The 24,321-nt window shown below is 63.8% G+C and carries 20 protein-coding genes; 9 read left to right on the top strand and 11 right to left on the bottom strand.

The genetic code is table 11. The annotated features are described in order from the left end of the window. The first annotated feature begins 77 nt into the window (after positions 1-77). The 5 genes from epd (at position 78) to fba (ending at position 4,299) form a co-directional block, all read left to right on the top strand. Positions 78-1,133 (top strand): erythrose-4-phosphate dehydrogenase, encoded by a 1,056-nt coding sequence (gene epd, locus PVZ78_RS30790; protein WP_009051270.1) that lies wholly within the window; start codon positions 78-80, stop codon positions 1,131-1,133. A 42-nt stretch (positions 1,134-1,175) separates the two neighbouring features. Beyond that, entirely contained in the window at positions 1,176-2,339 is a 1,164-nt protein-coding gene (locus PVZ78_RS30785; RefSeq protein WP_009051269.1) for a phosphoglycerate kinase, read from the top strand. 31 nt (positions 2,340-2,370) lie between these two features. Continuing rightward, entirely contained in the window at positions 2,371-2,589 is a 219-nt protein-coding gene (locus tag PVZ78_RS30780) for a hypothetical protein (protein ID WP_009045980.1), read from the top strand. Between the two features lie 60 nt (positions 2,590-2,649). Further along, complete coding sequence (locus PVZ78_RS30775; RefSeq protein WP_007922315.1) at positions 2,650-2,979, top strand: MliC family protein; 330 nt, start codon at positions 2,650-2,652, stop codon at positions 2,977-2,979. Between the two features lie 255 nt (positions 2,980-3,234). Next, positions 3,235-4,299 carry a class II fructose-bisphosphate aldolase gene (fba, locus tag PVZ78_RS30770; RefSeq protein ID WP_103331613.1) on the top strand — a complete coding sequence of 355 codons (1,065 nt, stop codon included), beginning with the start codon at positions 3,235-3,237 and terminating at the stop codon, positions 4,297-4,299. 166 nt (positions 4,300-4,465) lie between these two features. Here the strand turns inward: fba and PVZ78_RS30765 are convergent, their stop codons facing one another. Then, positions 4,466-5,137 (bottom strand): polysaccharide lyase family 7 protein, encoded by a 672-nt coding sequence (locus tag PVZ78_RS30765; protein ID WP_009051268.1) that lies wholly within the window; start codon positions 5,135-5,137, stop codon positions 4,466-4,468. A gap of 319 nt (positions 5,138-5,456) precedes the next feature. On the opposite strand from PVZ78_RS30765, the gene PVZ78_RS30760 reads away from it, so the two are divergent. Genes PVZ78_RS30760 through PVZ78_RS30750 form a run of 3 tightly spaced genes read left to right on the top strand, consistent with a single transcriptional unit; the run spans position 5,457 to position 8,452 of the window. Continuing rightward, on the top strand, positions 5,457-7,580 hold the full coding sequence (locus PVZ78_RS30760) for a putative bifunctional diguanylate cyclase/phosphodiesterase (RefSeq protein WP_009051267.1): 2,124 nt from the start codon (positions 5,457-5,459) through the stop codon (positions 7,578-7,580). A gap of 42 nt (positions 7,581-7,622) precedes the next feature. Continuing rightward, positions 7,623-8,135, top strand: a complete 513-nt coding sequence (locus PVZ78_RS30755; RefSeq protein ID WP_016704232.1) for a M48 metallopeptidase family protein — start codon at positions 7,623-7,625, stop codon at positions 8,133-8,135. Positions 8,136-8,155: 20 nt separating this feature from the next. After that, positions 8,156-8,452, top strand: coding sequence for a winged helix-turn-helix domain-containing protein (locus PVZ78_RS30750; protein WP_016704231.1), 297 nt, complete (start codon positions 8,156-8,158; stop codon positions 8,450-8,452). A gap of 76 nt (positions 8,453-8,528) precedes the next feature. Here the strand turns inward: PVZ78_RS30750 and PVZ78_RS30745 are convergent, their stop codons facing one another. Beyond that, complete coding sequence (locus tag PVZ78_RS30745) at positions 8,529-8,981, bottom strand: GNAT family N-acetyltransferase (RefSeq protein WP_124355486.1); 453 nt, start codon at positions 8,979-8,981, stop codon at positions 8,529-8,531. Between the two features lie 273 nt (positions 8,982-9,254). Between PVZ78_RS30745 and PVZ78_RS30740 the strand changes: the two genes are divergently transcribed. Continuing rightward, the gene (locus tag PVZ78_RS30740; RefSeq protein WP_016704229.1) at positions 9,255-9,992 is read left to right on the top strand and encodes a substrate-binding periplasmic protein; all 738 of its coding nucleotides are present in this window, start codon (positions 9,255-9,257) and stop codon (positions 9,990-9,992) included. A 90-nt stretch (positions 9,993-10,082) separates the two neighbouring features. On the opposite strand, the gene yccS is transcribed toward PVZ78_RS30740, so the two are convergent. The 9 genes from yccS to betI all read right to left on the bottom strand — a co-directional run bounded on the left by yccS (position 10,083) and on the right by betI (position 24,289). Then, on the bottom strand, positions 10,083-12,257 hold the full coding sequence (gene yccS / locus PVZ78_RS30735) for a YccS family putative transporter (RefSeq protein WP_038636158.1): 2,175 nt from the start codon (positions 12,255-12,257) through the stop codon (positions 10,083-10,085). A 242-nt stretch (positions 12,258-12,499) separates the two neighbouring features. Further along, entirely contained in the window at positions 12,500-13,678 is a 1,179-nt protein-coding gene (locus PVZ78_RS30730) for an NAD(P)/FAD-dependent oxidoreductase (protein WP_273829768.1), read from the bottom strand. Positions 13,679-13,836: 158 nt separating this feature from the next. After that, positions 13,837-15,174 carry an ATP-dependent RNA helicase DbpA gene (dbpA, locus tag PVZ78_RS30725; RefSeq protein WP_238534115.1) on the bottom strand — a complete coding sequence of 446 codons (1,338 nt, stop codon included), beginning with the start codon at positions 15,172-15,174 and terminating at the stop codon, positions 13,837-13,839. A 280-nt stretch (positions 15,175-15,454) separates the two neighbouring features. Beyond that, entirely contained in the window at positions 15,455-16,882 is a 1,428-nt protein-coding gene (gene mdtD / locus PVZ78_RS30720; RefSeq protein ID WP_016704225.1) for a multidrug transporter subunit MdtD, read from the bottom strand. 209 nt (positions 16,883-17,091) lie between these two features. After that, the gene (locus PVZ78_RS30715; protein ID WP_103331615.1) at positions 17,092-18,429 is read right to left on the bottom strand and encodes a TldD/PmbA family protein; all 1,338 of its coding nucleotides are present in this window, start codon (positions 18,427-18,429) and stop codon (positions 17,092-17,094) included. After that, positions 18,429-19,871: a TldD/PmbA family protein gene (locus PVZ78_RS30710; protein WP_016704224.1), complete on the bottom strand. Its 1,443-nt coding sequence runs from the start codon at positions 19,869-19,871 to the stop codon at positions 18,429-18,431. Before PVZ78_RS30710 ends, PVZ78_RS30715 begins: the two co-directional genes overlap by 1 nt. 396 nt (positions 19,872-20,267) lie before the next feature. Further along, a complete protein-coding gene (betA, locus tag PVZ78_RS30705; protein ID WP_009051255.1) occupies positions 20,268-21,971 on the bottom strand; it encodes a choline dehydrogenase in 1,704 nt (567 codons plus the stop codon). A 138-nt stretch (positions 21,972-22,109) separates the two neighbouring features. After that, complete coding sequence (betB, locus tag PVZ78_RS30700) at positions 22,110-23,582, bottom strand: betaine-aldehyde dehydrogenase (protein WP_273829767.1); 1,473 nt, start codon at positions 23,580-23,582, stop codon at positions 22,110-22,112. A 113-nt stretch (positions 23,583-23,695) separates the two neighbouring features. Then, positions 23,696-24,289 carry a transcriptional regulator BetI gene (gene betI, locus PVZ78_RS30695; protein WP_009051253.1) on the bottom strand — a complete coding sequence of 198 codons (594 nt, stop codon included), beginning with the start codon at positions 24,287-24,289 and terminating at the stop codon, positions 23,696-23,698. Between the last annotated feature and the right edge of the window lie 32 nt (positions 24,290-24,321).

Genomic DNA, 24,321 nt, shown 5'->3' with positions numbered 1-24,321 from the left:
GGCGCGAGGCTTGCCCGCGATGACAATGGAACAGGCAACGCGATAGTGATGGTTTCACCCCGGTAATCGAGAACCCCATGCCTCAACCGCGTCCCTATAAAGTTGCACTCAACGGCTACGGCCGGATCGGTCGTTGTGTCTTGCGTGCCCTGTTCGAACGGGGGGCTGCGGCCGGGTTCGAGATTGTCGCGATCAACGACCTGGCCGACATGGCCAGCGTGGAATACCTGACACGCTTCGACTCCACCCACGGCCGGTTTCCCGGCGAGGTGAAGGTCGACGGCGACTGTCTGCATATCAATGGCAACTGCGTGAAGGTCCTGCGCAGTGCCACCCCCGAAGGCATCGATTGGGCGTCCCTGGGCGTCGACCTGGTGCTCGAATGTTCCGGTGCCTATCACACCCGTGAAGACGGCCAGCGTTTTCTCGACGCCGGCGCGCCGCGGGTGCTGTTTTCCCAGCCGATGGCCAGCGAGGCGGATGTCGACGCCACCATCGTCTACGGCGTCAACCAGGACTGCCTGACCGGCGCCGAGCTGCTGGTGTCCAACGCATCCTGCACCACCAACTGCGGCGTGCCGCTGTTGCGCCTGCTGGACCAGGCCATCGGTCTGGAATATGTGTCGATCACCACCATCCACTCGGCGATGAACGACCAGCCGGTGATCGACGCCTATCACCACGAAGACCTGCGCCGCACCCGTTCGGCGTTCCAGTCGGTGATCCCGGTGTCCACTGGTCTGGCGCGTGGCATCGAGCGGCTGCTGCCGGAACTTGCCGGGCGAATTCAGGCCAAAGCTGTGCGCGTGCCGACCGTCAACGTGTCTTGCCTCGACATCACGATGCAGACTGTGAGCGATACCGACACCGGCGAAGTCAACCGGATCCTGCGCGAGGCCGCCACCAGCGGTCCGCTCAAGGGCCTGTTGGCCTACACCGAGTTGCCGCACGCCAGTTGTGATTTCAACCATGATCCGCATTCGGCGATCGTCGATGCCAGCCAGACCCGTGTTTCCGGCCCGCGGCTGGTGAACATCCTGGCCTGGTTCGACAACGAATGGGGTTTTGCCAACCGAATGCTGGATGTTGCAGGACACTATCTGCAAGCCGCTGCACCCAAAGCTGTCTCTTAACTTCCCGTTTCCAAAAAAACAGTAACCCAGGAATTGCGACCCATGACCGTGTTGAAGATGTCCGACCTCGATCTGCAAGGTAAGCGCGTACTGATCCGCGAAGACCTCAACGTCCCAGTCAAGGACGGTGTTGTCACCAGCGATGCGCGTATCCTGGCTTCGCTGCCGACCATCAAGCTGGCCCTGGAAAAAGGCGCGGCCGTGATGGTCTGCTCGCACCTCGGTCGTCCGACCGAAGGCGAGTTCTCCGCCGAGAACAGCCTCAAGCCAGTGGCCGACTACCTGAGCCGTGCCCTGGGTCGCGAAGTGCCGCTGGTGGCCGACTACCTGGGCGGCGTCGACGTCAAGGCCGGCGACATCGTGCTGTTCGAGAACGTGCGCTTCAACAAGGGCGAGAAAAAGAACGCCGACGAGCTGGCCCAGCAATACGCCGCCCTGTGCGACGTGTTCGTGATGGACGCCTTCGGCACCGCGCACCGCGCCGAGGGCTCGACCCACGGCGTGGCCAAGTTCGCCAAGGTCGCCGCTGCCGGTCCGCTGCTGGCCGCCGAGCTGGAAGCGCTGGGCAAGGCCCTGGGCGCCCCGGCCAAGCCGATGGCCGCTATCGTTGCCGGCTCCAAGGTGTCGACCAAGCTCGACGTGCTCAACAGCCTGAGCCAGATCTGCGACCAACTGATCGTCGGCGGCGGCATCGCCAACACCTTCCTCGCCGCTGCCGGTCACCCGGTCGGCAAGTCGCTGTACGAGCCGGACCTGCTGGATACCGCTCGCGCCATCGCCGCCAAGGTCAGCGTGCCGCTGCCAGTGGACGTGGTAGTGGCCAAGGAGTTCGCCGAAAGCGCGACCGCTACCGTCAAGCTGATTGCCGAGGTGGCTGCCGACGACATGATCCTGGACATCGGCCCGCAAACCGCGGCGAACTTCGCCGAGCTGCTGAAATCGTCCAAGACCATCCTGTGGAACGGTCCGGTCGGTGTGTTCGAGTTCGACCAGTTCGGTAACGGCACCAAGGTGCTGGCCCAGGCCATCGCGGAAAGTGCGGCGTTCTCCATCGCCGGCGGCGGCGACACCCTGGCGGCCATCGATAAATATGGCGTAGCCGAGCAAATCTCCTACATTTCTACCGGCGGTGGCGCTTTCCTCGAATTCGTCGAAGGCAAGGTGCTGCCGGCGGTCGAAGTCCTGGAAAGCCGGGCCAAAGCCTGAAGTCCCAATGGCCAGGCAAAGGAGTGTTCATATGGTCAAGACGTTACCGCTGTTGATCGTTGCGGGCTTGCTGGCCGGTTGCGGCAGCCAGCCTGCCCAGCCGGAGCCCGAGTCGGGAGAGCCGGAGAGAGGCTGCTATCAGGCCGACTGGCAGGCCGAGACCGCGCCGGTGATCAACAAGCGCATGGGACCCGATGGTCTGGACAAGTACGAGACTCCAGCCAAGGCCAAGGAACATGGTTGCCCTTGACGGGGCTGATTCGATAACGCGCTGTGCTGGCGGCCGTCGGCCGTCAGTCGAGGAACACCGATGAAAGGCTTTATCGCCGTGGCTGCGCTGGGATTGCTGGCAGGTTGCGCCAACTTCGACCTGTTCAAGCCGGCCGAGACGGACAACTGGACGACCTGGGTGTGCGACAGCCAGGCGCAAGTGGTCTGGCGCTACACCGACAGCAGCCGCAAGGAAGTCGATGTGCGGCTGGGTGGGGCCGACCAGGTCTATCGCCTGAAGCTGGAGCCGAGCGGTTCCGGTTCGCTGTACAGCAACGACATGCTGGCGTTTCACGAAAAAGGTGACGAAGGCCTGGTTTACTGGGTCGCCACCAACGATTTGATCGGCCGCGGCTGTAAAGCGCCGTAGGCCGGGAGCCGATGCTGAACCTGTAGGAGCGAAGCTTGCTCGCGATAGCGATCCAACCGTCAACAGAGATGTTGAATGTGATGACCCTGATCGCGAGCAAGCTTCGCTCCTACAGAGAGAGGCGCGACTCTTGAGATTGATGCAGTAACGAATCGGCAGGCCGGGCTGACCCCCGATCTGCAATCACTTGAATAGCAGCCGCCGCTACGGCAGGCTTGCACGATTAACGACCCTCGACCGGGAGAGATACACACAATGGCACTCATCAGCATGCGCCAGATGCTGGACCACGCAGCCGAATTCGGCTACGGCGTTCCAGCCTTCAACGTCAACAACCTTGAACAGATGCGCGCCATCATGGAAGCAGCTGACAAGACTGACTCTCCGGTGATCGTCCAGGCTTCGGCCGGTGCCCGCAAATACGCCGGTGCGCCTTTCCTGCGCCACCTGATCCTGGCGGCGATCGAAGAATTCCCGCACATCCCGGTGTGCATGCACCAGGACCACGGCACCAGCCCTGACGTCTGCCAGCGTTCGATCCAGCTGGGCTTCTCCTCGGTCATGATGGACGGCTCCCTCGGCGAAGACGGCAAGACCCCGACCGACTACGAGTACAACGTTCGCGTGACCCAGCAGACCGTGGCCATGGCTCACGCCTGCGGCGTTTCGGTAGAAGGCGAGCTGGGCTGCCTGGGTTCCCTGGAAACCGGCATGGCCGGTGAAGAAGACGGCATCGGCGCCGAAGGCGTGCTGGACCACAGCCAGATGCTGACCGACCCGGAAGAAGCCGCGGACTTCGTCAAGAAGACCCAGGTCGACGCCCTGGCCATCGCCATCGGTACCAGCCACGGTGCCTACAAGTTCACCAAGCCGCCTACCGGCGACGTGCTGGCGATCGACCGCATCAAAGAGATCCACAAGCGCATCCCCAACACCCACCTGGTGATGCACGGTTCGTCTTCGGTTCCGCAAGAATGGCTGGCGATCATCAACCAGTACGGCGGCGACATCAAGGAAACCTACGGCGTGCCGGTTGAAGAAATCGTCGAAGGCATCAAGTACGGCGTGCGCAAGGTCAACATCGACACCGACCTGCGCCTGGCGTCCACCGGTGCGATGCGTCGCCTGATGGCCACCAACCCGAGCGAGTTCGACCCGCGCAAGTTCTTCGGCGCCACCGTAACCGCCATGCGCGACGTGTGCATTGCCCGTTACGAAGCCTTCGGCACCGCCGGCAACGCTTCGAAGATCAAGCCGATCTCCCTGGAAGCGATGTTCCAGCGTTACCTCAAAGGTGAGCTGAGCGCCAAGGTCAACTAAGCCTTAGCGTTTCACGAAAAAGCCCGCAGCGATGCGGGCTTTTTTGTGCCTGTGGCAAACACCTCATCGTGTAGGAGCGAGGCTTGCCCGCGATAGCGGTCTGCCTGGCGACATCCATGGCGAATGTCAGGCCCTCATCGCGGGCAAGCCTCGCTCCTACGGAAGATCAGGTTTCGTTGTGATCGATATCCAGCTTGTAGAAGGTCACCTTGCCGCCTTCGGTGGTGTAGCCGGTGTTGTCCTGCACATACACCCCGGCCTTGAAGTACAGCGGCTTGTCGCGCCAGGTGCTGCTGATCTGGGTGTCCCATTGGTAGCCCGCGGCGCTGACGCCCAGCGCGCCCCCGGGGCTGAGGTGGATCAGGTAGGAGAACTCGCGGTCCAGCGGCACGTTCTCGGCGACGATGATCACCCGGCTATCGGCATCGTCCGGATGCATGCGGACCTTGGCGACGATGTTGCCGCTCTGGGTGGTGGTCTTGTACTGGTACTCGACCTTCACCAGCGGCTTGGTGCTGTTGTAGGCGTGGATCTGGCCGATGACGATCTTGCCCGTGGACGGCACCTGGTTCACCGCCAGGGTGGCGTAGAGCAGGTTGTCGGCTTCCGGGTAGGTCCAGTTCTTCAGGGTGCCGTTGGCGTAGGTTTCACGCAGCTCGCTGCGCGGGTAGATGGCGTTGGCGGTGCGGGAGCCGGTGACGGGCGACCAGAAGAACAGGGTGCCGGTGTCGGAATGGAAATACTGGTCCTTGAAGCCATCCACCAGTTTGGGGGTGTCGATGGTCGCCGGTGGACTGCCTTCGGGAATGCTCAGATTCCAGGTTGCGAGGTCGATCATAGTCAAAGCTTCCCGATTTGGTGCCGGATGAAAAGCCGACAAAGGCTTTAGCCTGCGCTTTTGAAGGCGGTCTTTATAAGCGTAGAAGCTGCTTTTGTTAATGCCCGTCCGGCGGATAATTGGCGTCAACCATCTGTCGAAAAACCGCCGCCACCGCTTTCAGCGCCTATGGGGTTGACCGTTAGTCGGGTGCCTGGGGCTTTGGCTAAATGCTGGCGCTGTGACAGCTTCTGCTTTGCGGGTTCCGGGTCTAGAGTGAAGGCTCAGTTTTTGTCCGGTCTTCTTCGCAGGCCGGCCCTACACAGACAAGAGAAGCAGCATGGAATGCGCGCAAACTCGGCCAGGTGAAGCCAGCTCGGTCTTACTGATTGTTGATGATTACCCCGAAAACCTGCTCAGCATGCGCGCACTCCTGCAGCGCCACGACTGGCAGGTCATGACCGCCGCCTCGGGCGTCGAGGCCCTGGGTCTGTTACTGGAACACGACATCGATCTGGTGTTGCTGGATGTGCAGATGCCGGAAATGGACGGTTTCGAAGTCGCCCGCCTGATGCGCGGTAGCCAGCGAACCCGCCTGACCCCGATCATTTTCCTGACCGCCAACGAGCAGTCCAAGGACGCCGTGATCAAGGGCTACGCCAGCGGTGCGGTGGATTACCTGTTCAAGCCGTTCGACCCGCAGATCCTCAAGCCCAAGGTCCAGGCGTTGCTGGAGCAGCAGCGCAACCGCCGTGCGCTGCAGCGCCTGAGCCACGACCTGGAGAACGCCCGGGCCTTCAACGCCTCGGTGCTGGAAAACGCCGCGGAAGGGATTCTGGTGGTGGATGAAGGCGGGATCGTCCGTTTCGCCAACCCGGCGATCTCGCGTTTGCTCGACGCTCCGGTGAGCGAGCTGGAGGGCTCGGCGCTGCTCGACTATCTGCAAAAACCCCATGTGCCGCAGTGGGCCGAATCCGAGCTGTATGCCTGCTATTGCAAGGGCGAGACCTACCGCCTGCACGACGCCACGCTGCGTACCCTGCCGGGCCAGCAGGTGTCGGTGGCGTTGTCCTGCGCGCCGTTGCCGAGCGAACAGAAGGCGATGGTGGTGACCCTGCTCGACATGTCGGAAGTCCGCCACCTGCACCAGCAACTGGAATACCAGGCGGTGACCGATCCGCTGACTGGCCTGCTCAACCGGCGCGGCTTCTACCAGACCGTGGAAAGCGTGTTGCTGCGCAGCGAGCGCTCGGACAAGTCGCTGGTGCTGCTGTACCTGGACCTGGATGGTTTCAAGCGGGTCAACGATTCCCTGGGGCACGACGCGGGGGACCGGGTGCTGCGCTGGGTGTCCGAGCAGATGAAAGCCTGCCTGCGCTCCTTCGACATCCTGGCGCGCATGGGCGGCGACGAGTTCACCGCCTTGCTGGAACTGGAGTTTCCGGAACAGGCGGCGAAGATTTCCGAGAAGCTCATCGAACGGATATCCATCTGTCAGCAGATCGACGGCCTGGATGTTGCCCTGGGGGCCAGCATCGGCATCGCCATCTACCCCGATTGCGGCTCCAACCTGGATGGCCTGATGCGCGCGGCGGACATCGCCATGTACGAGTCCAAGCGTGCCGGGCGCCAGCAATACCGTTATTACGACCACGAAATGAACGGCCGTGCCCGTTCGCGACTGATGCTCGAGGAAAGTGTGCGCAGCGCGGTCGAGCGCAAGGAGTTCAACCTGGTGTACCAGCCCCAGGTGGCGATTGCCGACGGGCGCCTGCGCGGTTTCGAAGCCTTGTTGCGCTGGCGGCATCCGAGCGTCGGCGATGTGCCGCCGGGGTTGTTCCTGCCGCTGCTGGAGGAAGCGCGGCTGATCAGTCGCCTGGGCAGCTGGATCTACCAGCAGAGTACGAGCCAGCGGGCGTCCTGGAAAACCCTGTTCGCCGAGCAGACCGTGCTCGCCGTGAGCTTGAGCGGCACCCAGTTCGCCATGCCGAACCTGGCCACCGAACTGCGCCAGGTCCTGGAACGTCATGGCCTGGAGCCTTGGCAACTGGAAGTCGAGATTACGGAAAGCGCCTTGACCCAGAACCTCGATGAGTCGCGCAAGCAACTGCGCCTGTTACGCAGCCTCGGGGTGCGGGTGGCGCTGGACGACTTCGGTTCGGGCGACTGTTCGTTGGCTCATCTGCGGGACCTGGAGCTCGATACCCTCAAGCTCGACCGCCACCTGATCGCCAGGTTGCCGGATTCGACGCGGGATGCGGCGCTGGCGCGCTGCGTGATCGACCTGTGCAAGGCGTTCGGTGTGCTGGTGATCGCCGAAGGCGTGGAAACCCTGGAACAGTACCGCTGGCTGCAGGCCAACGGCTGTGAGTACGTGCAGGGTTTCCTGGTGGCGCGGCCGTTGATCGCCGCGGATGCCGAGCGCTTTGCCGAGCCCTTCGACTGGAGCGCGTTGCCGGGTTGAATTCGCTACACTGGCGGCCTTTCGTGATTGCGTTGCCGCCCCATGACCGCGTTGAAATACCTCCAGGCCTATCCCGCCACCCTGCAAGAACAAGTGCGCCAGCTGATCGCACAAGGGCGGCTGGGCGACTACCTGAGCCAGCGTTACCCCGGCAAGCATGGGGTGCAGAGCGACAAGGCGCTGTACGGCTATGCCCTGGAGTTGAAGCAGGAGTACCTGCGCAATGCCCCGGCCATCGACAAGGTGCTGTTCGACAACCGCCTGGACCTGACGCACCGCGCCCTGGGCCTGCACACCACGATTTCGCGGGTCCAGGGCGGCAAGCTCAAGGCCAAGAAGGAAATCCGCATCGCCTCGCTGTTCAAGGAAGCGGCGCCGGAGTTCCTGCGCATGATCGTTGTCCACGAGCTGGCGCACTTCAAGGAAAGCGAGCACAACAAGGCCTTCTACAAGCTCTGCGAGCATATGCTGCCGGGCTATCACCAACTGGAATTCGACCTGCGGGTCTACCTGACCTGGCGCGAGCTGCAAGCGCGCCCGGGCGGGGCCGAGTGACCCTGGGCAAGGAGCGGGCGATGGACGTGAGCAAGACCAAGAGCAGTTTTTACCGCCGGCTGTACGTGGCCTACCTGATCGACAGCGGCCTGGCCAGCAACGTCCCGGCCCTGACCGAGGCGACCGGCATGCCGCGGCGCACGGCGCAGGACACCATCGCCGCCCTGGCGGATCTGGACATCGTCTGTGAGTTCGAACAGCAGGACGGTGCGCGCAATCATGCCGGCAGCTATCGGATCAAAAACTGGGGCGCGATCGACAAGGGCTGGATCGAGGCGAATCTGTCGCGGATCAAGGCGGTGCTGGAGTATCCCTGAGGGATCCCGACAGCCCATCGATGTGTATGCGAGCCTGCTAGCCCTTGTAGGAGCCAGCAGGCTCGCGATCGCGATATCAGCTGCGGCGCATGCCGATATGCGGGATATCGTCTTCCAGGTACTCCTCGCCCACGACGTTGAAGCCGTAGCGCCCGTAATACCCCTGCAAATGCGCCTGGGCCGACAGATAGATCGGCGTGTGCGGCCAGTGTTTCTGCGCCTGTTTCAGGGCGTGCTCCATCAGTTCATGGCCCAGCCCCTTGCCCCGGGCTTGCGGGGCAATCACTACGCGGCCGATGACCACGTCGCCACCCTGGGAGACCGGGTCGAGCAGGCGCAGGTAAGCCACCAACTGGTCATCGTCCCAGGCCATCAGATGGCAGGTGTCGCCTTCCAGGTCCTGGTCATCGACTTCCTGGTAAGCGCATTTCTGCTCGACCACGAAGACTTCGGTACGCAACCGCAGGATCGCGTACAACTGCTCCTTGCCCAGATCGGTGTGGTGTTTGCAGACCCATTCGATTGTCATCGTTTCATCCTTTGGAAAGCTGTGCCCGGATGTTAAGCGCCTGGCGGGTGGCTTGTCTTGCCTGGCGGCGCAGTGGCAATTCTGTGAGGTAGGTCAAAATGCCATCATCGCGTTGGTTCGTGGCTGGCTTCTTTGTGTAATCTGCGCTGAAGCGCTGTGCAGTGGCGCCCATAAGCTACTGTTAGGAGCTGGATCGCGGCCGTCCACCGGCCGGAGAACCTCGAGTCTGGGCAAAAACACGCAGGGCTGTCCGCCCGCTAAGGATCTTTTAGCATGCTGCGATTGCATCGAGCTTTTGCTTTGATCGGATTGCTGTTGCTGGGCCAGAGCGCTTATGCGGAAAAATTGCGATTGGTGGCCGACGCCTGGCCGCCCTTCACGGATGCGACGCTGGTCAACGGCGGGCTGGCCACCGACATCGTCAGCACCGCGCTGGCCCGGGCCGGTTACGCCAGCGAGTTCGAACAGGTGCCCTGGGCGCGGGCCCTGCTCGGCGTCGGCGAGGGCCGTTACGACGTGCTGGTGAATGCCTGGTTCAATGAGGCCCGCACCCAGCTGGGGCAGTTCTCCTCGGAGTACCTGGTCAATCGGGTGCGTTTCATCCGGCGCAAGGATACCCCCGTCGAATACACCAACCTCAAGCAATTGCACCAGTACCCCATCGCCGTGGTGCGTGGTTATGCCTACTCGCCCGATTTCGACAGCGATCCGGAGCTGCAGAAGGTCCTGGTGCACAACTTCGCGATGGCGGTGCGCATGCTGGCGGCCGACCGGGTCAAGCTGACCCTGGAAGACGAATACGTCGCCCGTTATTACCTGGCGCGGGAGTCGCCACGGGTACGCAATGCGGTGGAGTTTCTGCCCAATTCCCTGAGCGAGAACGGCCTGCATATCCTGGTCAGCCTGAAGAACCCCGCGCATGCGCAGATCGTGGCGAAGTTCGACCGGGAGATCGAGGCGATGAAAGCCGACGGCAGCTACGACCGCTTGCTGCGCCAGCACGGGATGTAACGGGGGCAGCGGCAAGCTTTGAGCTACAAGCTGCAAGCAAGGCAATTTGCACCCGTCTTGCAGCTTGTAGCTTGCAACTTGCAGCTGCTCTTAGGCTGCTTTGATCAGGTGCGCCGCCAGGGTCCGCAAGGGGCCCAGTTGGCGGCAGATCAGCGCCAGCTGGGTCTGCACCAGCCTTTGGCCTTCATCGATCTCGTCCGGCATCTGCTCCAGCTCGTTGGCCAGGGCTTCTTCGGTATCGCTCTGGATCGCCACCGGCTGCTTGCTTGCCAGGCCCTGGGCAATTTCATCGATGCTGCTGGCCAGGCTGACCCCGGCCCCATCGATCAGGTGCTCGCGGACTTCCGTCGGCAACTGGGTTTCCCGGTGCGCGCCGAGGCCGGAGAGGTAGCTGAGCAAGGTGTGCGACAGCACCAGGAAACGAAAGCCGACGTCCGCTTCCTTACGGAAGTGCCCAGGCTCCATCAGCATGTTGGCCAGGGTGGTGGACAGCGCCGCGTCGGCGTTGTGGGCATTGCGCCGGGCCAGGCGGTACGCCAGGTCGTCGCTCTTGCCGGCCGCGTACTGCTGCATGATCTGCCGCAGGTAGATGCTGTTGCAGGTCAGGGTATTGGCCAGCACCTTGTTCAGGCGTCGGCCCTGCCAGTCCGGCAGGAACAGGAACACCGCCAGGCCGGCGATCAGGCTGCCCAGCAGGGTATCGAACAGGCGCGGCAGCAACAGCCCGTAGCCGTCGCCCACCTGGTTGAAGCAGAACAGCACCATGATGGTGATGGCGGCGGTGGCCAGGGTGTAGCGGGTGGTGCGGTTGGTAAAGAACACCACCCCGGCGGCGATGGCGAACAGCGACTGCACCAGCGGGCTGGGGAACAGGTCGAACAGCGCCCAGGCGACCACCAGGCCGATGGCGGTGCCGATGATCCGCTGGCCCAGCTTGCGCCGCGTGGCGCCGTAGTTCGGCTGGCAGACGAACAGGGTGGTGAGGATGATCCAGTAACCCTGGGACGGGTGGATCAGGTGCACCATGCCGTAGCCGATGCTCAGGGCCAGGGGCAGGCGCAGGGCGTGGCGAAACAGCAGCGATGTCGGGGTCAGCTGGGTGCGCAGGCGGGTCCAGACATCCTTGAGGTTGCGCGGCGAGCGGTCCAGCAGGCTGCTGTCGGTGGCGTCGGCCAGGGCGTCGGGGTTGCTGGCGTCGCTGAGCAGGCGGTCGAGGGTGCCGAGGTTGGCGGCCAGCGCCCGCAGCGAACGCAGCAGGCCGCGCCAGGCCGGGTTGCTCTGGATGCGCAGGTGTTCCAGGGAGGCGTGCAGGTCGCTCAGGGCCTCGGCGAAGCTGGCGTCGTAGACGAAGGGCTGGCGCAGCTGGATGGACTCGCCCAGGGCCCGGCAGGCCTTGCCTTGCTGGCGCAGCAGGCGCTGGCAGCGGAACAGCACGTCGCTGTGGAAGAACGCATCGGCCAGGGCGTTGTAGGGGTAGTGGGACGAGCTGGCGCGTTCATGGATGTCCTGGGCGAGGAAGTACAGCTTCAGGTAGCGGCTGACTTTCGAGCCCGGCCGGCCATTGCCGACCCGGTGCAGGATGATTTCCTTGGCGGCGTTCAGGGCCGCCACCACCCGGCCGTTCTGCTGCGCCAGCTCCAGCCGGCGCGCTTCCACGTCCAGTTGGCGGATCGGTTCGAACAGCGACGACTTGAGCTTGAGGTAATAGCCCAGCTCGCGGAACAGGCGCGCCAGGCTCTGCTGCACCGGCTGGTTGGAAAACATCGCCTGCCACAGCACCGACAGCAGGCCGTACCAGGCAGCGCCGGCCACCAGCAGCAGCGGTTCGTGCCAGAAGTCGGTGACGGCGCCGCCGCGCTGGTCCACGCCGATCATGGTGTAGACCGACAGGATCAGGGTCGCCGAGGCGATCGCCCCGTAACGTTCGCCCAGGGCGCCGAGCATGGTCAGGCCAAAGCTGGCCAGCGCCAGGGCGATCACGAAGATCCAGGGGTAGGGGAACAACAGTTCGACGGAAAGGGCGGCGACGCTGAAGCACACCAGGGTCACGGCCAGGGCATTGATCCGGCCTTGCCAGCTGTCGTCGGTCTCGGCCAGGGCGCTGGCGATAATCCCCAGGAACAACGGGATCAGCAAAGCCATTTCGTCCTGGTACCAGCACAGCGCCATGCTCCCGGTCAGAGCGATGAACACCCGCACGCTGTAGCTGAATTTATCCAGCGCCCAAAGGCGCCGCAGTGACTGACGAAAGCTGGTCGATGACATGAAGTGAGAAAGCCTTCCGGGGCGATGCCGCTAAATTGAGCCAGTATTGACGCCCGCGCAATGGGGTCGTCACATCCGCCAGCAAATTCTGTTCCTGCTGATGTTCATCGGTACCTGTAGCCGCTGCCGAAGGCTGCGATCGACCCGAAGGGGCGCAGCGATCTGGCGTCCTCCGAGGTCCTGCGGACCTATCGCAGCCTGCGGCAGCGGCTACAGGGATCGGGTGAGCGCCAGGAAGCGGATCAGACGTACTGCGCGGCCGCGTAACCCGAGGCCCAGGCCCACTGGAAGTTGAAGCCGCCCAGGTGGCCGGTGACATCCAATACCTCACCGATGAAATACAGCCCCGGGCTTTTCAGCGATTCCATGGTCTTGGACGACACCTCGCGGGTGTCGACGCCGCCCAGGGTCACCTCGGCGGTGCGATAACCCTCGGTGCCGGCGGGCACCAGTTGCCAGCTCGCCAGCTTGCTGGCGATGTCCGCCAGCTCGGCGTGGGTGTACTGCTTCATCGGCTTGGAGACGAACCAATTGTCGGCCAGCAGGCCGGCCATCTTCTTGGTGAAGATCTCGCCGAGCAGGGTCTTGAGCTCGCTGTTGGGACGCTCGGCCTGCTGCTGTTGCAGCCAGCCCGGCACGTCGTGGTCCGGCAGCAGGTTGATCTCCAGCGTGTCGCCGGGTTGCCAGTATGAGGAAATCTGCAGGATCGCCGGGCCGCTCAGGCCGCGGTGGGTGAACAGGATGTTCTCGCGGAAACTCATGTCGTTGCAGCTCACCAGGCAGTCCACCGAGGTGCCGGACAGCTCGCCGCACAGCTCCTTGAGCTGGTCGGTGATGGTGAACGGCACCAGGCCCGCGCGGGTCGGCAGCAGTTCATGGCCGAACTGCTTGGCGACCTGATAACCGAAGCCGGTGGCACCCAGGGTCGGAATCGACAGGCCGCCGGTGGCGATCACCAGGGATTCGCACTGGAGCTGGCCGAGGGTGGTTTCCAGCAGGTAGCCGGCGTCGAGCTTCTCGATCTGCTGGATCGAGGTGTCCAGGTGCAGCTGCACGCCGACCTGGTCGCACTCGTCGAGCAGCATGCCGAGGATGTCGCTGGACTTGTTGTCGCAGAACAGCTGGCCGAGCTTTTTCTCGTGGTACGGCACGCCGTGCTTGGTCACCAGGCCGATGAAATCCCATTGGGTGTAGCGGGCCAGGGCCGACTTGCAGAAGTGCGCATTCTGCGAGAGGAAGTTGCCGGGTTCGGTGTACATGTTGGTGAAGTTGCAGCGCCCACCGCCGGACATGAGGATCTTCTTGCCGGCCTTGTTGGCATGGTCCAGCAGCATCACCTGGCGGCCACGACCGGCCGCGGTCAGCGCGCACATCAACCCTGCGGCGCCAGCGCCAATGATCACGACTTCGGTAGAGCGCAAAACGGTGTCCTCACACAAGTGTCGCGGCAACCCCGTTCCCGTAGGAGCGAGGCTTGCCCGCGATGAACGATGACGCGGTTGTATCTGGTAGACCGCGGTGCCCTGATCGCGGGCAAGTCGGATCGCCGCCCGCTCGCTCCTACAAGAGCGTGGTGGTTTTACAGGATGCGCACGCGCAGCGAGCGGCCCTTGATCTTGCCGCTGCTCAGGCGTTGCAGGGCCTGCTTGGCGATGCCGCGGTCCACGGCGACATAGGCCTGGAAGTCGAAGATCGCGATCTTGCCGACCTGGGTGCCGGGGATGCCGGCTTCACCGGTCAGGGCGCCGAGGATGTCGCCCGGACGCACTTTGTCCTTGCGCCCGGCACCGATGCACAGGGTGCTCATGGCCGGCAGCAGCGGGCCGCCGCCCTGGGATTTCAGGCTGTCGATCTGTTCCCAGTTCAAGGGCGACTTCTGCAACTGCTCGATGGCCTGGGCGCGGTGCGCTTCGGACGGCGCCACCAGGCTGACCGCCAGGCCCTTCTCACCGGCGCGGCCGGTGCGGCCGACGCGGTGGATGTGAATCTCCGAATCCCGCGCCAGCTCGACGTTGATCACCATGTCCAGGGCATCGATGTCCAGGCCGCGGGCGGCCACATCGGTGGCCACCAGCACCGAGGTGCTGCGGTTGGCGAACATCGCCAATACCTGGTCGCGGTCGCGCTGTTCCAGGTCGCCGTGCAGGCCCACCGCGGACATGCCCTTGGCGGTCAGGTGGTCGACGGTTTCCTGGACCTGCTGCTTGGTGAAGCAGAAGGCCACGCAGGATTGCGGGCGGAAGTGGTTCAGCACCTTGACCACCGCGTCGATGCGCTCTTCCGGCGAGATCTCGTAGAAGCGCTGCTCGATCTGGCTGTCGGCGTGCAGGGCTTCGGCCTTCACCTGCTGCGGGTCGCGCATGAACTTCGAGGCCAGCTGCTTGATGCCCACCGGGTAAGTGGCGGAGAACAGCAGGGTCTGCCGGCGCTCGGGGGTGTAGGCGATGATTTCTTCGATCGGGTCGTAGAAGCCCATGTCCAGCATGCGGTCGGCTTCGTCGAGGACCAGGGTGTTGAGACCGTCGAGTTTCAGCGAACCCTTGCGCAGGTGCTGGGACAGGCGGCCCGGGGTGCCGACGATGATGTGCGCGCCGTGCTCCAGCGAGGCGATCTGCGGGCCGAAGGACACGCCGCCGCACAGGGTCAGGACCTTGATGTTGTCTTCGGCGCGGGCCAGGCGACGGATTTCCTTGGCCACCTGGTCGGCCAGCTCGCGGGTCGGGCAGATCACCAGGGCCTGGCAACCGAAGTAGCGCGGATTGATCGGGTTCAGCAGGCCGATGCCGAACGCGGCGGTCTTGCCGCTGCCGGTCTTGGCCTGGGCGATCAGGTCCATCCCCTTGAGGATCACCGGCAAGCTTTGCGCCTGGACCGGCGTCATCTGGGCATAACCGAGTGAGTCGAGGTTAGCCAGCATGGCGGCGGACAGCGGCAAAGTATTAAAAGCGGTGGCGATGGTGGTCACGGGACGGGCCTGCAAAACAAAATGTCGCGCAGTGTATCAGTCCCGCTCCCTTTACCTGCAATTTCTGGACGAAAAGTATCCAGAACTCCCACAGGTCCCACGAATCCTGTAGGAGCGAGCTTGCTCGCGAAAAAAACTCCAGGGTAGCGCGAGGTACCTGACCTAGCGCGTTGCCTTGACGCTCATCGCGAGCAATCGAACGTCGACCGGCTGCTCCTACCGAAGAGGGAGATCAGTGCTCGATATGCTCCTGGACCTTCTTCGCCCGCCGGCCGTCCTTGGGCGACAGCTGCAGGAAGATCGCCGCCGCCAGCATCGCCATGATCCCCACCGTGAGGAAGGTCAGCTGGAAGGCGCCGAGCACGGTGTTCACGCCATCGTTGCCGACTTCGGCGGTGAAGCCGCCGAGCAGCGCGCCGGCGCAGGCCACCCCCAGGCTCAGGGACAGTTGCGCCACCACCGACAGCAGGCTGTTGCCGCTGCTGGCGGAGGCGTCGTCGAGGTCGATCAGGGTCACGGTGTTCATCGCCGTGAACTGCAGCGAGTTGATCGCCCCCAGCACCGCCAGCATGCCCAGCAGCAGCGGGTAGGGCGTCTGTTCCGTGACCAGGCCCATGCTGGCGAGCATGATCCCCAGCGCCAGGGTGTTGCCGGTGAGGACGATGCGGTAGCCCAGGTGTTCGATCAGCGGACGGGCGATGGACTTGGCCAGCATCGCCGCGGCGGCCAGCGGCAGCATGCTCATCCCGGCCTGGGACGGTGAATAACCGAGGGCCACTTGCAGCAGCAGTGGCACCAGGAACGGCAGGGCGCCGCTGCCGAGGCGGGCGAACAGGTTGCCGAGGATGCCCACGGCGAAGGTCCGCACCTTGAACAGCGAAGGCGCGAACAGCGGATTGTCGACGTGCCCGGCCCGCAGCCAGTAGGCGGCGAGGCAGGCCAGGCCGCCGAACAGCAGCAACATCACCCGCAGGTGCGGCAGGTGCAGTTCGCCCAGGCCTTCCATGGCGATGGTTATCAGCACCATCGCCGCGCCGAACAGCAAAAAGCCCAGGCCGTCGAAACGCGTGCGTTCGCTGCCGCGCAGGTCGGGAATGAACTTCCAGACGGCATAACAGCCGATCACGCCCACCGGCAGGTTGATCAGGAAGATCCAGTGCCAGGTCAGGTACTGCACCATCCAGCCGCCCATGGTCGGGCCGATCAGCGGGCCAAGCAGCCCGGGAATGGTGATGAAACCCATGATCCGCACCAGTTCCGAACGCGGGTAGGCGCGCAGCACCACCAATCGGCCGACGGGCAGCATCAGGGCGCCGCCCAGGCCCTGGATTACCCGGGCGCCGACCAGCAGGCTCAGGGAGCTGGACAGGGCGCAGAGCAGCGAGCCGATGCTGAACAGCAGGATGGCGCCGAAGAAAATCTTGCGGGTGCCGAAGCGGTCGGCGATCCAGCCGGAGGCCGGGATCAGCAACGCCACGGTGAGCATGTAGGCGATGACCACGCCCTGCATGCGCAATGGGTCTTCCGCCAGGTCGCGGGCCATGGCCGGCAGGGCAGTGTTGAGGATGGTCCCGTCGAGGGATTGCATGAAGAAGGCGATGGCCACCACCCAGGGCAGCCAGCGGGCGGTGTTGGCGTCAAGCTCGGCACGGTTGGGCATGGGACCTCTTTCTTGTTGTGAGCACGCCCCCTGTAGGAGCGAAGCTTGCTCGCGATAGCGGTGTGACATTCAACATCGATGCCGAAGACCAACCGTTATCGTGAGCAATCGAGCATCGGCCGGTTACCCCAGCGACCGCATCGCGGGCAAGCCTCGCTCCTACAGAGGCATGGTTCTCCTGCTGGGGCGAAGTTTGCCCGCGACAGCGGTTACAAGGTCAGCGTCAGCCGGCTCACCAGTGCGCCCGGCAGTTGCGCCGAGGCGGTCTGGCGCTGGCTGTAGGTACTGGCCGACAGCAGCAGCTCGCGCTCCTGGGTCAGGCCTTCCAGGTGCGAACCCAGCAGGCTGTAGACGCTGTCATCGAAACGCATGGTGCTGACTGGCGCCTGGATCTCGCCGTTCTCCACCCAGAAGGTGGCGAAGCGGGTCATGCCGGTCAGGCGCGCCGCCGGCTGGTCCGAGTAGTTCAGGTACCACAGGTTGCTGATGTACAGGCCGGTGCCCAGTTGCTGGAGAATGTCCTGCTGCGACAACTGCCCGGGCGCCATGTTCAATGCGCTGGGGTATTCGCCGCTGCCGGCGCCGTTGGTGGCCAGGCTGTATTCGGCGGCGCTGCGCGAGTTGATCAACTGCCCTTGGGCGACGCCGCCGGCGATCAGCGACAGGTCGCTGCGCGGGTAGCCTTCATCGGAAAACGCCGGGCTCAACGAGCCGGTGACCTGCTCGTCCAGCGACACCAGGGGGCTCAGGCGGGCATCGCCGGCATAGAGCTTTTGCAGCGGGCTGTGCTTACTGGCGATGGATTGGGCGGAAAACCCGCCCCAGCTCAGCATGCCCATGATTTCCTCCAGGGCCGCCGGTGCCAGGTAGGCGCGATACTGCCCGGGCGCCAGGGTGCGCAGCGGTCGGCCGAGAAACGCCAGCTGTTCCCGGGCCTGCTGGAAGCGCTGGGCGAAGCCCTGGCTGCTCCATTCGTGCCCGGCGTAGCTGGCTTTGACGGCCTGGCCATTCTCGTGGAACAGGCTGAAATCGAAGTTGAAGCTGTTGGCCTGATGCCAGCCAAAGGCTCCCGAGGAGCTGGCAAAACCCCGGCTGATCGGGCCGGCCGCGTAGAACCCCACCAGGTCCAGCCCGGCGGCGGCCTGGCCGATTTCGGCCACCACCTGCTCGCTGCTGGGCAGTGGGTGCTCCTGCACATTGTGGGTGTTCCAGGCGTCGTGGTTGAGCAGCAGGTACGGGTCCTGGGGCAGCAGCGGCAGGGTCTCGCGCAACTGTTGCAGGCCTTCGGCCAGGCGCTGGATGTCGACCTGCGGGTCGCCGGCGAGGGTGATGCTGAGGTCGGCATGGCGCCCGTCGTCGATCAGCTTGAAGCCGAGGCTGGCCTGCTGCACTTGCCCGGCCTGGCGCACCTTGGCGTGGTTGAAGCGGATGAACTGCGAAGACTCGGCGGCGTAGCTCAGGGTGAACTGCTCAGGCTCGCGCACGGCGTCGCGCAGCCAGTCCACCAGGGCCTTGAACTGCTCGGCCTGATTCAGGGACGTACTCATCAGGCGTCTCCTCCAAATACATCGACATTGCTGAAAACACAGGCCGGCGAGGCATGGCCGACGCGGATCACCTGGTTCGGTTCGCCCTTGCCGCAGTTCGGCGTGCCCAGGACCTTGAAAGTGCTGGCGTCGCCGACGGCGCTGAGGCTCTTCCAGAAGTGCGCGGAAATCGCCCGGTAGTTGGGGTTTTTCACCACGCCCTTGAGTTCGCCGTTCTCGATCAACTGGCCCCATTCGCAGCCGAACTGGAACTTGTTGCGCGCATCGTCGATGGACCAGGAACGGTTGGTGGACATCAGGATGCCGTTCTCGATGCCGCCGATCAGTTGCGCCAGCGGCTGGTCGCCGGGCTCGATGTTGAGGTTGGCCATGCGGTCGATGGGCGGGCGGTTCCAGCTGCAGGCGCGGCTGTTGGCGACACCGTCGAGGCCGGCGCGAAATTGCGAGAGCGCGCCGCCCAGTGGGCGCAACAGCAGGCCCTGCTTGATCAGGAACTGCTTGCTGGCGGCCGTGCCGTCGTCGTCATGGCCGTAGCTGGCCAACTGCTCGGGAATGTCCGGGTCGAAGGTCACGTTGAGCAGGCTGGAGCCATATTGCAGGCTGCCGAAATCGCTGCTTTTCACGAAGCTGGTGCCGGCGTAATTGCGCTCGTCGCCGAGGATGCGGTCCAGCTCCAGCGGGTGGCCGATGGACTCGTGGATCTGCAGCATCATCTGGTCCGGCATCAGCAACAGGTCGCGTGGGCCTTGCGGCGTATTGGGCGCCAGCAGCAGTTGCAGCGCCTGGTCGGCGACCTGGGCGCCGGCACCGATCAGGCCGCAGCGGCTGATCACGTCGGCGCCGCCCTGCTGGCCGAAGTTCTCGCGGCCCAGGCTGCGGGTCTGGCTGTCATTGCCGTCGTAGGCGGTGACGTCCATGCCCGGGTAGACGAAACGCTGGGCCTGACGCAGTTCGGCGCCGGCGCTGTTGAGGTAGATCTGCTCGACGTGGGTGAGGCCGAGGCTGACCTGCCAGTTCACCAGGCGCTCGTCCTTGGGCACGGCCGCGGACTCGTCGCCGAGCAGCTGGTAGCAGTCGCTCAGGGACGGGAAGGGCTGTTCGAGGTTGGGCGAGAAGTAATCGGCGCGGTCGCTGGACACCGCCTGTTCGCGCAGGTCGAGCAGGGCGTGGGCGGCGATCAGCCGGGCCTGTTGCTCGGCCCGTTGCAGGGCGGCCTGCAGACCGTTTTGCGACAGGTCGTTGGTGGCGGCGTAGGCCTCGACGCCATTGACCCGCACGGTGAGCATCGCACCTTCGTCGCGGCTCAGGCTCGGCGGCTCCGCGACGTTCTTGCGCACCGACAGGTACTGGCCGGATTCGCGCACGTAACGCAGGGAAAAGAATTCGGCGCCCGTGCGCAAGGCAGCGAAGCGCTGCTTGAGCTGGGGGTGGAAATCGAACATGTGAGGAACCTCCATGTGAACAGTCCGGCTGTTGCAGGCCTTATCGAGAGCAAGCGAGCGTCGGGCCAGGGTTTTTCTGTAGGAGCAGCCGGTCGACGCTCGATTGCTCGCGATAAAGCCCGAAGGGCTTTGAAGCCAGGTCGGAAAAGGTGCTGGGGAATGCTGCGAGCGCCTAGATTAGGCCGGTGCGGTGGGCGGTATCAAGCGGGGAGGCGCAGGGAAATGTTGGAGAACTGTAGTCGTTGCCAAGGTCTGTGATTCGGCAATCGGGTTCTTGCCTGGTGAATCGGGGTGGCTGGTTTACGTCGGCTGCGCCGCCGATCGCAGCCTGCGGCAGCGGCTACAGGCCGGATACAGCAAAACGGCGCCGATCGTTGCGATCGGCGCCGTTCGACGTTACTGCGCGGTAGCGCTCACTTCACGTACCGGCTTGCCACGTACCGGGGCATCGCCCGCCACGTAGTAGGCCGCCTTGCTGCGTGGCAGAGGCTGACGGCCACGGATCTTGTCGGCGATTTTCTCGGCCATCATGATCGTCGGCGCGTTCAGGTTGCCGGTGGTGATGATCGGCATGATCGAGGCATCGACCACTCGCAGACCCTGCATGCCATGCACGCGACCCTGGCCATCGACCACGGCCATTTCGTCGGTGCCCATCTTGCACGAGCAGGATGGGTGGAACGCGGTTTCGGCGTGCTCGCGGATGAATTTATCCAGCTGCTCGTCGGTCTGCACTTCGATGCCCGGGCTGATTTCGCGGCCGCGGAAGGCGTCCAGTGCCGGCTGTTGCATGATTTCCCGGGTCAGGCGGATGCCGTCGCGGAATTCCTGCCAGTCCTGCTCGGTGGCCATGTAGTTGAACAGGATGCTCGGGTAGTCGCGTGGGTTCTTCGACTTGAGCTGGATCCGGCCGCGGCTTGGCGAACGCATGGAGCCCATGTGTGCCTGGAAGCCGTGTTCCTGTACGCCGTTGCTGCCGTTGTAGTTAATCGCCACCGGCAGGAAGTGGTACTGGATGTTCGGCCATTCGAACTCTTCGCGAGTGCGGATGAAACCGCCCGCTTCGAACTGGTTGCTGGCGCCGATGCCGGTGCCATTGAACAGCCATTCGGCACCGATGGCCGGCTGGTTGTACCAGAGCAGCGACGGGTACAGCGAGACCGGCTGGGTGCAGGCGTACTGCAGGTACAGCTCCAGGTGGTCTTGCAGGTTCTCGCCGACGCCCGGCAGGTCGTGGACCACCGGGATGTCCAGGCTTTCCAGCAGCTTGGCCGGGCCGACGCCGGAACGTTGCAGGATCTGTGGCGAGGCGATGGCGCCGGAGCACAGCAGCACTTCCTTGCGGGCACGGGCTTCGACGCGCTCTTCGGCGGAGCCGACCAGGTAACGCACGCCAACGGCACGCTTGCCTTCGAACAGGATCTTGTCGGTCAGGGCGTGGGTGACGATGCTCAGGGTCGAACGCTTTTTCGCCACGTCGAGGTAGCCGCGGGCGGTGCTGGCGCGACGGCCTTTAGGCGTCACGGTGCGGTCCATCGGACCGAAACCTTCCTGCTGGTAGCCGTTGAGGTCTTCGGTACGCGGGTAACCGGCTTGCACGCCGGCTTCGACCATGGCGTGGAACAGCGGGTTGTTGCCGGCTTTCGGCGTGGTCACGCTGACCGGGCCGTCGCCACCGTGGTAGTCGTTCGGGCCGATGTCGCGGGTTTCCGCCTTGCGGAAATACGGCAGGCAGTCCAGGTAGGTCCAGTCTTCCAGGCCTGGCAGTTTTGCCCAGCCGTCGTAGTCCATGGCGTTGCCGCGGATGTAGCACATGCCGTTGATCAGCGAGGAACCGCCCAGGCCCTTGCCGCGGCCGCATTCCATCCGGCGACCGTTCATGTGTGGCTCTGGATCGGTCTCGTAGGCCCAGTTGTAGCGACGGCCTTGCAGCGGGAATGCCAACGCCGCAGGCATCTGCGTGCGGAAGTCGAAGCGGTAGTCCGGGCCGCCGGCTTCGAGCAGCAGCACGGTGACGCCTTCGTCTTCAGTCAGACGGGTCGCTAAGGTGTTGCCCGCCGATCCTGCGCCAACAATGATGTAGTCGTATTCTTGAGTCATGGGTACTCCAGGGGAGCTGCAAGCTCCAAGCTTCAAGCTGCAAGAAAAAGCAGCGAGCGGTGTGCACAAGAGGGGCGGCAAACACAAACTGCTTTTACTTGCAGCTTGAAACTTGCCGCTTGTAGCTGGATCAGCTAATCAAAATACCGATGCGTACTCACCGAGTTCGACTTGCACAGACTTGATGCGTGTGAAGTTATTGAGCGAGCTGATCCCGTTCTCACGGCCAACACCCGACTGCTTGTAGCCACCGACCGGCATCTTGGCATCGGATTCGCCCCAGGCGTTGATCCAGCAGATACCGGCTTCGAGCTGATGAATCACGCGGTGCGCGCGGTTCAGGTCGCGGGTTACCACACCGGCGGCCAGGCCGAAGTCGGTGTTGTTGGCGCGACGGATCACTTCTTCTTCGGTTTCGTAGGTCAGGATGCTCATCACCGGGCCGAAGATTTCTTCGCGAACGATGGTCATCTCGTCGGTGCAGTCGGTGAACACGGTCGGTGCCACGAATGCGCCTTTGGCGAATGCGCCGTCGGTCAGGCGTTCGCCGCCGCACAGCAGGCGGGCGCCTTCTTCCTTACCTTTGGCGATATAGCCCAGCACGCTTTCCATGTGGGCGAAGCTGACCAGCGGGCCGAAGTTGGTGTTTTCGTCTTCCGGGTTGCCAACGCGAATGCGCGCGACGCGCTCGACGATCTTGGCTTCGAAAGCGGCTTTCAGGTGGCTCGGTACGAAGACGCGGGTACCGTTGGTGCAGACCTGGCCGGAGCTGTAGAAGTTGGCCATCATCGCGGTGTCGGCGGCGCGATCCAGGTCGGCGTCGTCGAAGATGATCAGCGGTGACTTGCCACCCAGTTCCATGGTCACGTCTTTCAGCGAGGAGCTGGAAGCGCTGGCCATGACCTTCTTGCCGGTGTCGGTGCCGCCGGTGAAGGAGACTTTCTCGATGCGCGGGTGTTCGGTCAGCCAGGTGCCGACTTCGCGGCCGCTACCGGTCAGGACGTTGAACACGCCAGCCGGAACGCCGGCTTCGGTGTAGATCTCGGCCAGTTTCAGGGTGGTCAGCGAGGTGACTTCGCTTGGCTTGAAGATCATCGCGTTACCGGCCGCCAGGGCTGGCGCGGATTTCCACAGGGCGATCTGGATCGGGTAGTTCCACGCGCCGATACCGGCCACTACGCCCAGCGGCTCGCGACGGGTGTAGACGAACGAAGTGGTGCGCAGCGGGATCTGCTCGCCTTCGATGGCCGGTACCAGGCCCGCGTAGTATTCCAGCACGTCGGCGCCGGTGACGATGTCGACATACTTGGTTTCGGAGTAGGCCTTGCCGGTGTCCAGGGTTTCCAGGGCAGCCAGTTCATCGTTGCGCTCGCGCAGGATGTCCACGGCGCGACGCAGGATGCGCGAACGCTCCATGGCGGTCATCGCGGCCCAGATCTTCTGGCCTTTCTCGGCGCTGACGACAGCGCGCTCGACGTCATCAAAGGTCGCACGTTGCACTTGAGCGAGGACTTCACCGTTGGCCGGGTTGATGGCGTCGAAGGTGGCGTCGCTGCCGGCGTCGGTGTAGCCGCCGTCAATGTAGAGTTTTTGCAGTTCGAAACGGGCCATGTTGATAGTCCTCGCAAGTGCATAAGTGGTTGGCGTTCACCACTGGGCGTGCCGTGTAGCCTGGGCGCGCTGGTCAGTGGCAGTTCAGGGGGCCGAGCGTCTTGTAATGTGCTCTAGCGCTCCTGCTTAGCCAGTTGGAAATCCATGTATTCGTAAGCGATCCGGTGCGCCTGCTCGGTGTCGAAAGAGTCTCCCGACAGCGCGCCGCGCAACCACAAACCGTCGATCAGGGCTGCCAGGCCTCGCGCTGCGCTGCGTGCATCATCCAGCGGCAGGACGCGGCGAAACTGGCAGCACAGGTTGGAATACAGGCGGTGATCGTTGATCCGCTGCAACCTGTGCAAAGACGGGTGGTGCATGCTGGTGGCCCAGAAGGCCAGCCAGGTTTTCATTGCCGGGCCATTGACCTGGCTGGCGTCGAAGTTGCCTTCGATGATCACCTGGAGGTGCGCCCGCGGGCTCTTGTCCTCCAGCGCCTGACGGCGCGCGGTGACGTTCTCGCTGAGGACACTCATCAGATACTGCGCCGTGGCGGCGATCAGGCCGTTCTTGTCCTGAAAGTAGTGACTGATGATGCCGTTCGAGACACCGGCCAAACGGGCGATCAGCGCAATGCTGGCGTCCCCCATCCCGACCTGATCGACCGCCAGCAACGTGGCTTCGATCAACTGCTGGCGGCGGATGGGTTGCATACCGACCTTGGGCATCTTGCACATCTCCTTAGGCCTGCTGGCAGTCG

It is taken from the genome of Pseudomonas sp. SBT1-2 (assembly GCF_028640875.1).
GTDB lineage: Bacteria > Pseudomonadota > Gammaproteobacteria > Pseudomonadales > Pseudomonadaceae > Aquipseudomonas > Aquipseudomonas chlororaphis_I.
This window is presented reverse-complemented; position numbering and strand designations above follow the sequence as displayed.

Coding starts and splice junctions, on each gene's coding strand:
- epd (WP_009051270.1), top strand. CDS start 78: ATGCCTCAACCGCGTCCCTATAAAGTTGCACTCAACGGCTACGGCCGG.
- PVZ78_RS30785 (WP_009051269.1), top strand. CDS start 1,176: ATGACCGTGTTGAAGATGTCCGACCTCGATCTGCAAGGTAAGCGCGTA.
- PVZ78_RS30780 (WP_009045980.1), top strand. CDS start 2,371: ATGGTCAAGACGTTACCGCTGTTGATCGTTGCGGGCTTGCTGGCCGGT.
- PVZ78_RS30775 (WP_007922315.1), top strand. CDS start 2,650: ATGAAAGGCTTTATCGCCGTGGCTGCGCTGGGATTGCTGGCAGGTTGC.
- fba (WP_103331613.1), top strand. CDS start 3,235: ATGGCACTCATCAGCATGCGCCAGATGCTGGACCACGCAGCCGAATTC.
- PVZ78_RS30765 (WP_009051268.1), bottom strand. CDS start 5,137: ATGATCGACCTCGCAACCTGGAATCTGAGCATTCCCGAAGGCAGTCCA.
- PVZ78_RS30760 (WP_009051267.1), top strand. CDS start 5,457: ATGGAATGCGCGCAAACTCGGCCAGGTGAAGCCAGCTCGGTCTTACTG.
- PVZ78_RS30755 (WP_016704232.1), top strand. CDS start 7,623: ATGACCGCGTTGAAATACCTCCAGGCCTATCCCGCCACCCTGCAAGAA.
- PVZ78_RS30750 (WP_016704231.1), top strand. CDS start 8,156: ATGGACGTGAGCAAGACCAAGAGCAGTTTTTACCGCCGGCTGTACGTG.
- PVZ78_RS30745 (WP_124355486.1), bottom strand. CDS start 8,981: ATGACAATCGAATGGGTCTGCAAACACCACACCGATCTGGGCAAGGAG.
- PVZ78_RS30740 (WP_016704229.1), top strand. CDS start 9,255: ATGCTGCGATTGCATCGAGCTTTTGCTTTGATCGGATTGCTGTTGCTG.
- yccS (WP_038636158.1), bottom strand. CDS start 12,257: ATGTCATCGACCAGCTTTCGTCAGTCACTGCGGCGCCTTTGGGCGCTG.
- dbpA (WP_238534115.1), bottom strand. CDS start 15,174: ATGCTGGCTAACCTCGACTCACTCGGTTATGCCCAGATGACGCCGGTC.
- mdtD (WP_016704225.1), bottom strand. CDS start 16,882: ATGCCCAACCGTGCCGAGCTTGACGCCAACACCGCCCGCTGGCTGCCC.
- PVZ78_RS30715 (WP_103331615.1), bottom strand. CDS start 18,429: ATGAGTACGTCCCTGAATCAGGCCGAGCAGTTCAAGGCCCTGGTGGAC.
- PVZ78_RS30710 (WP_016704224.1), bottom strand. CDS start 19,871: ATGTTCGATTTCCACCCCCAGCTCAAGCAGCGCTTCGCTGCCTTGCGC.
- betA (WP_009051255.1), bottom strand. CDS start 21,971: ATGACTCAAGAATACGACTACATCATTGTTGGCGCAGGATCGGCGGGC.
- betB (WP_273829767.1), bottom strand. CDS start 23,582: ATGGCCCGTTTCGAACTGCAAAAACTCTACATTGACGGCGGCTACACC.
- betI (WP_009051253.1), bottom strand. CDS start 24,289: ATGCCCAAGGTCGGTATGCAACCCATCCGCCGCCAGCAGTTGATCGAA.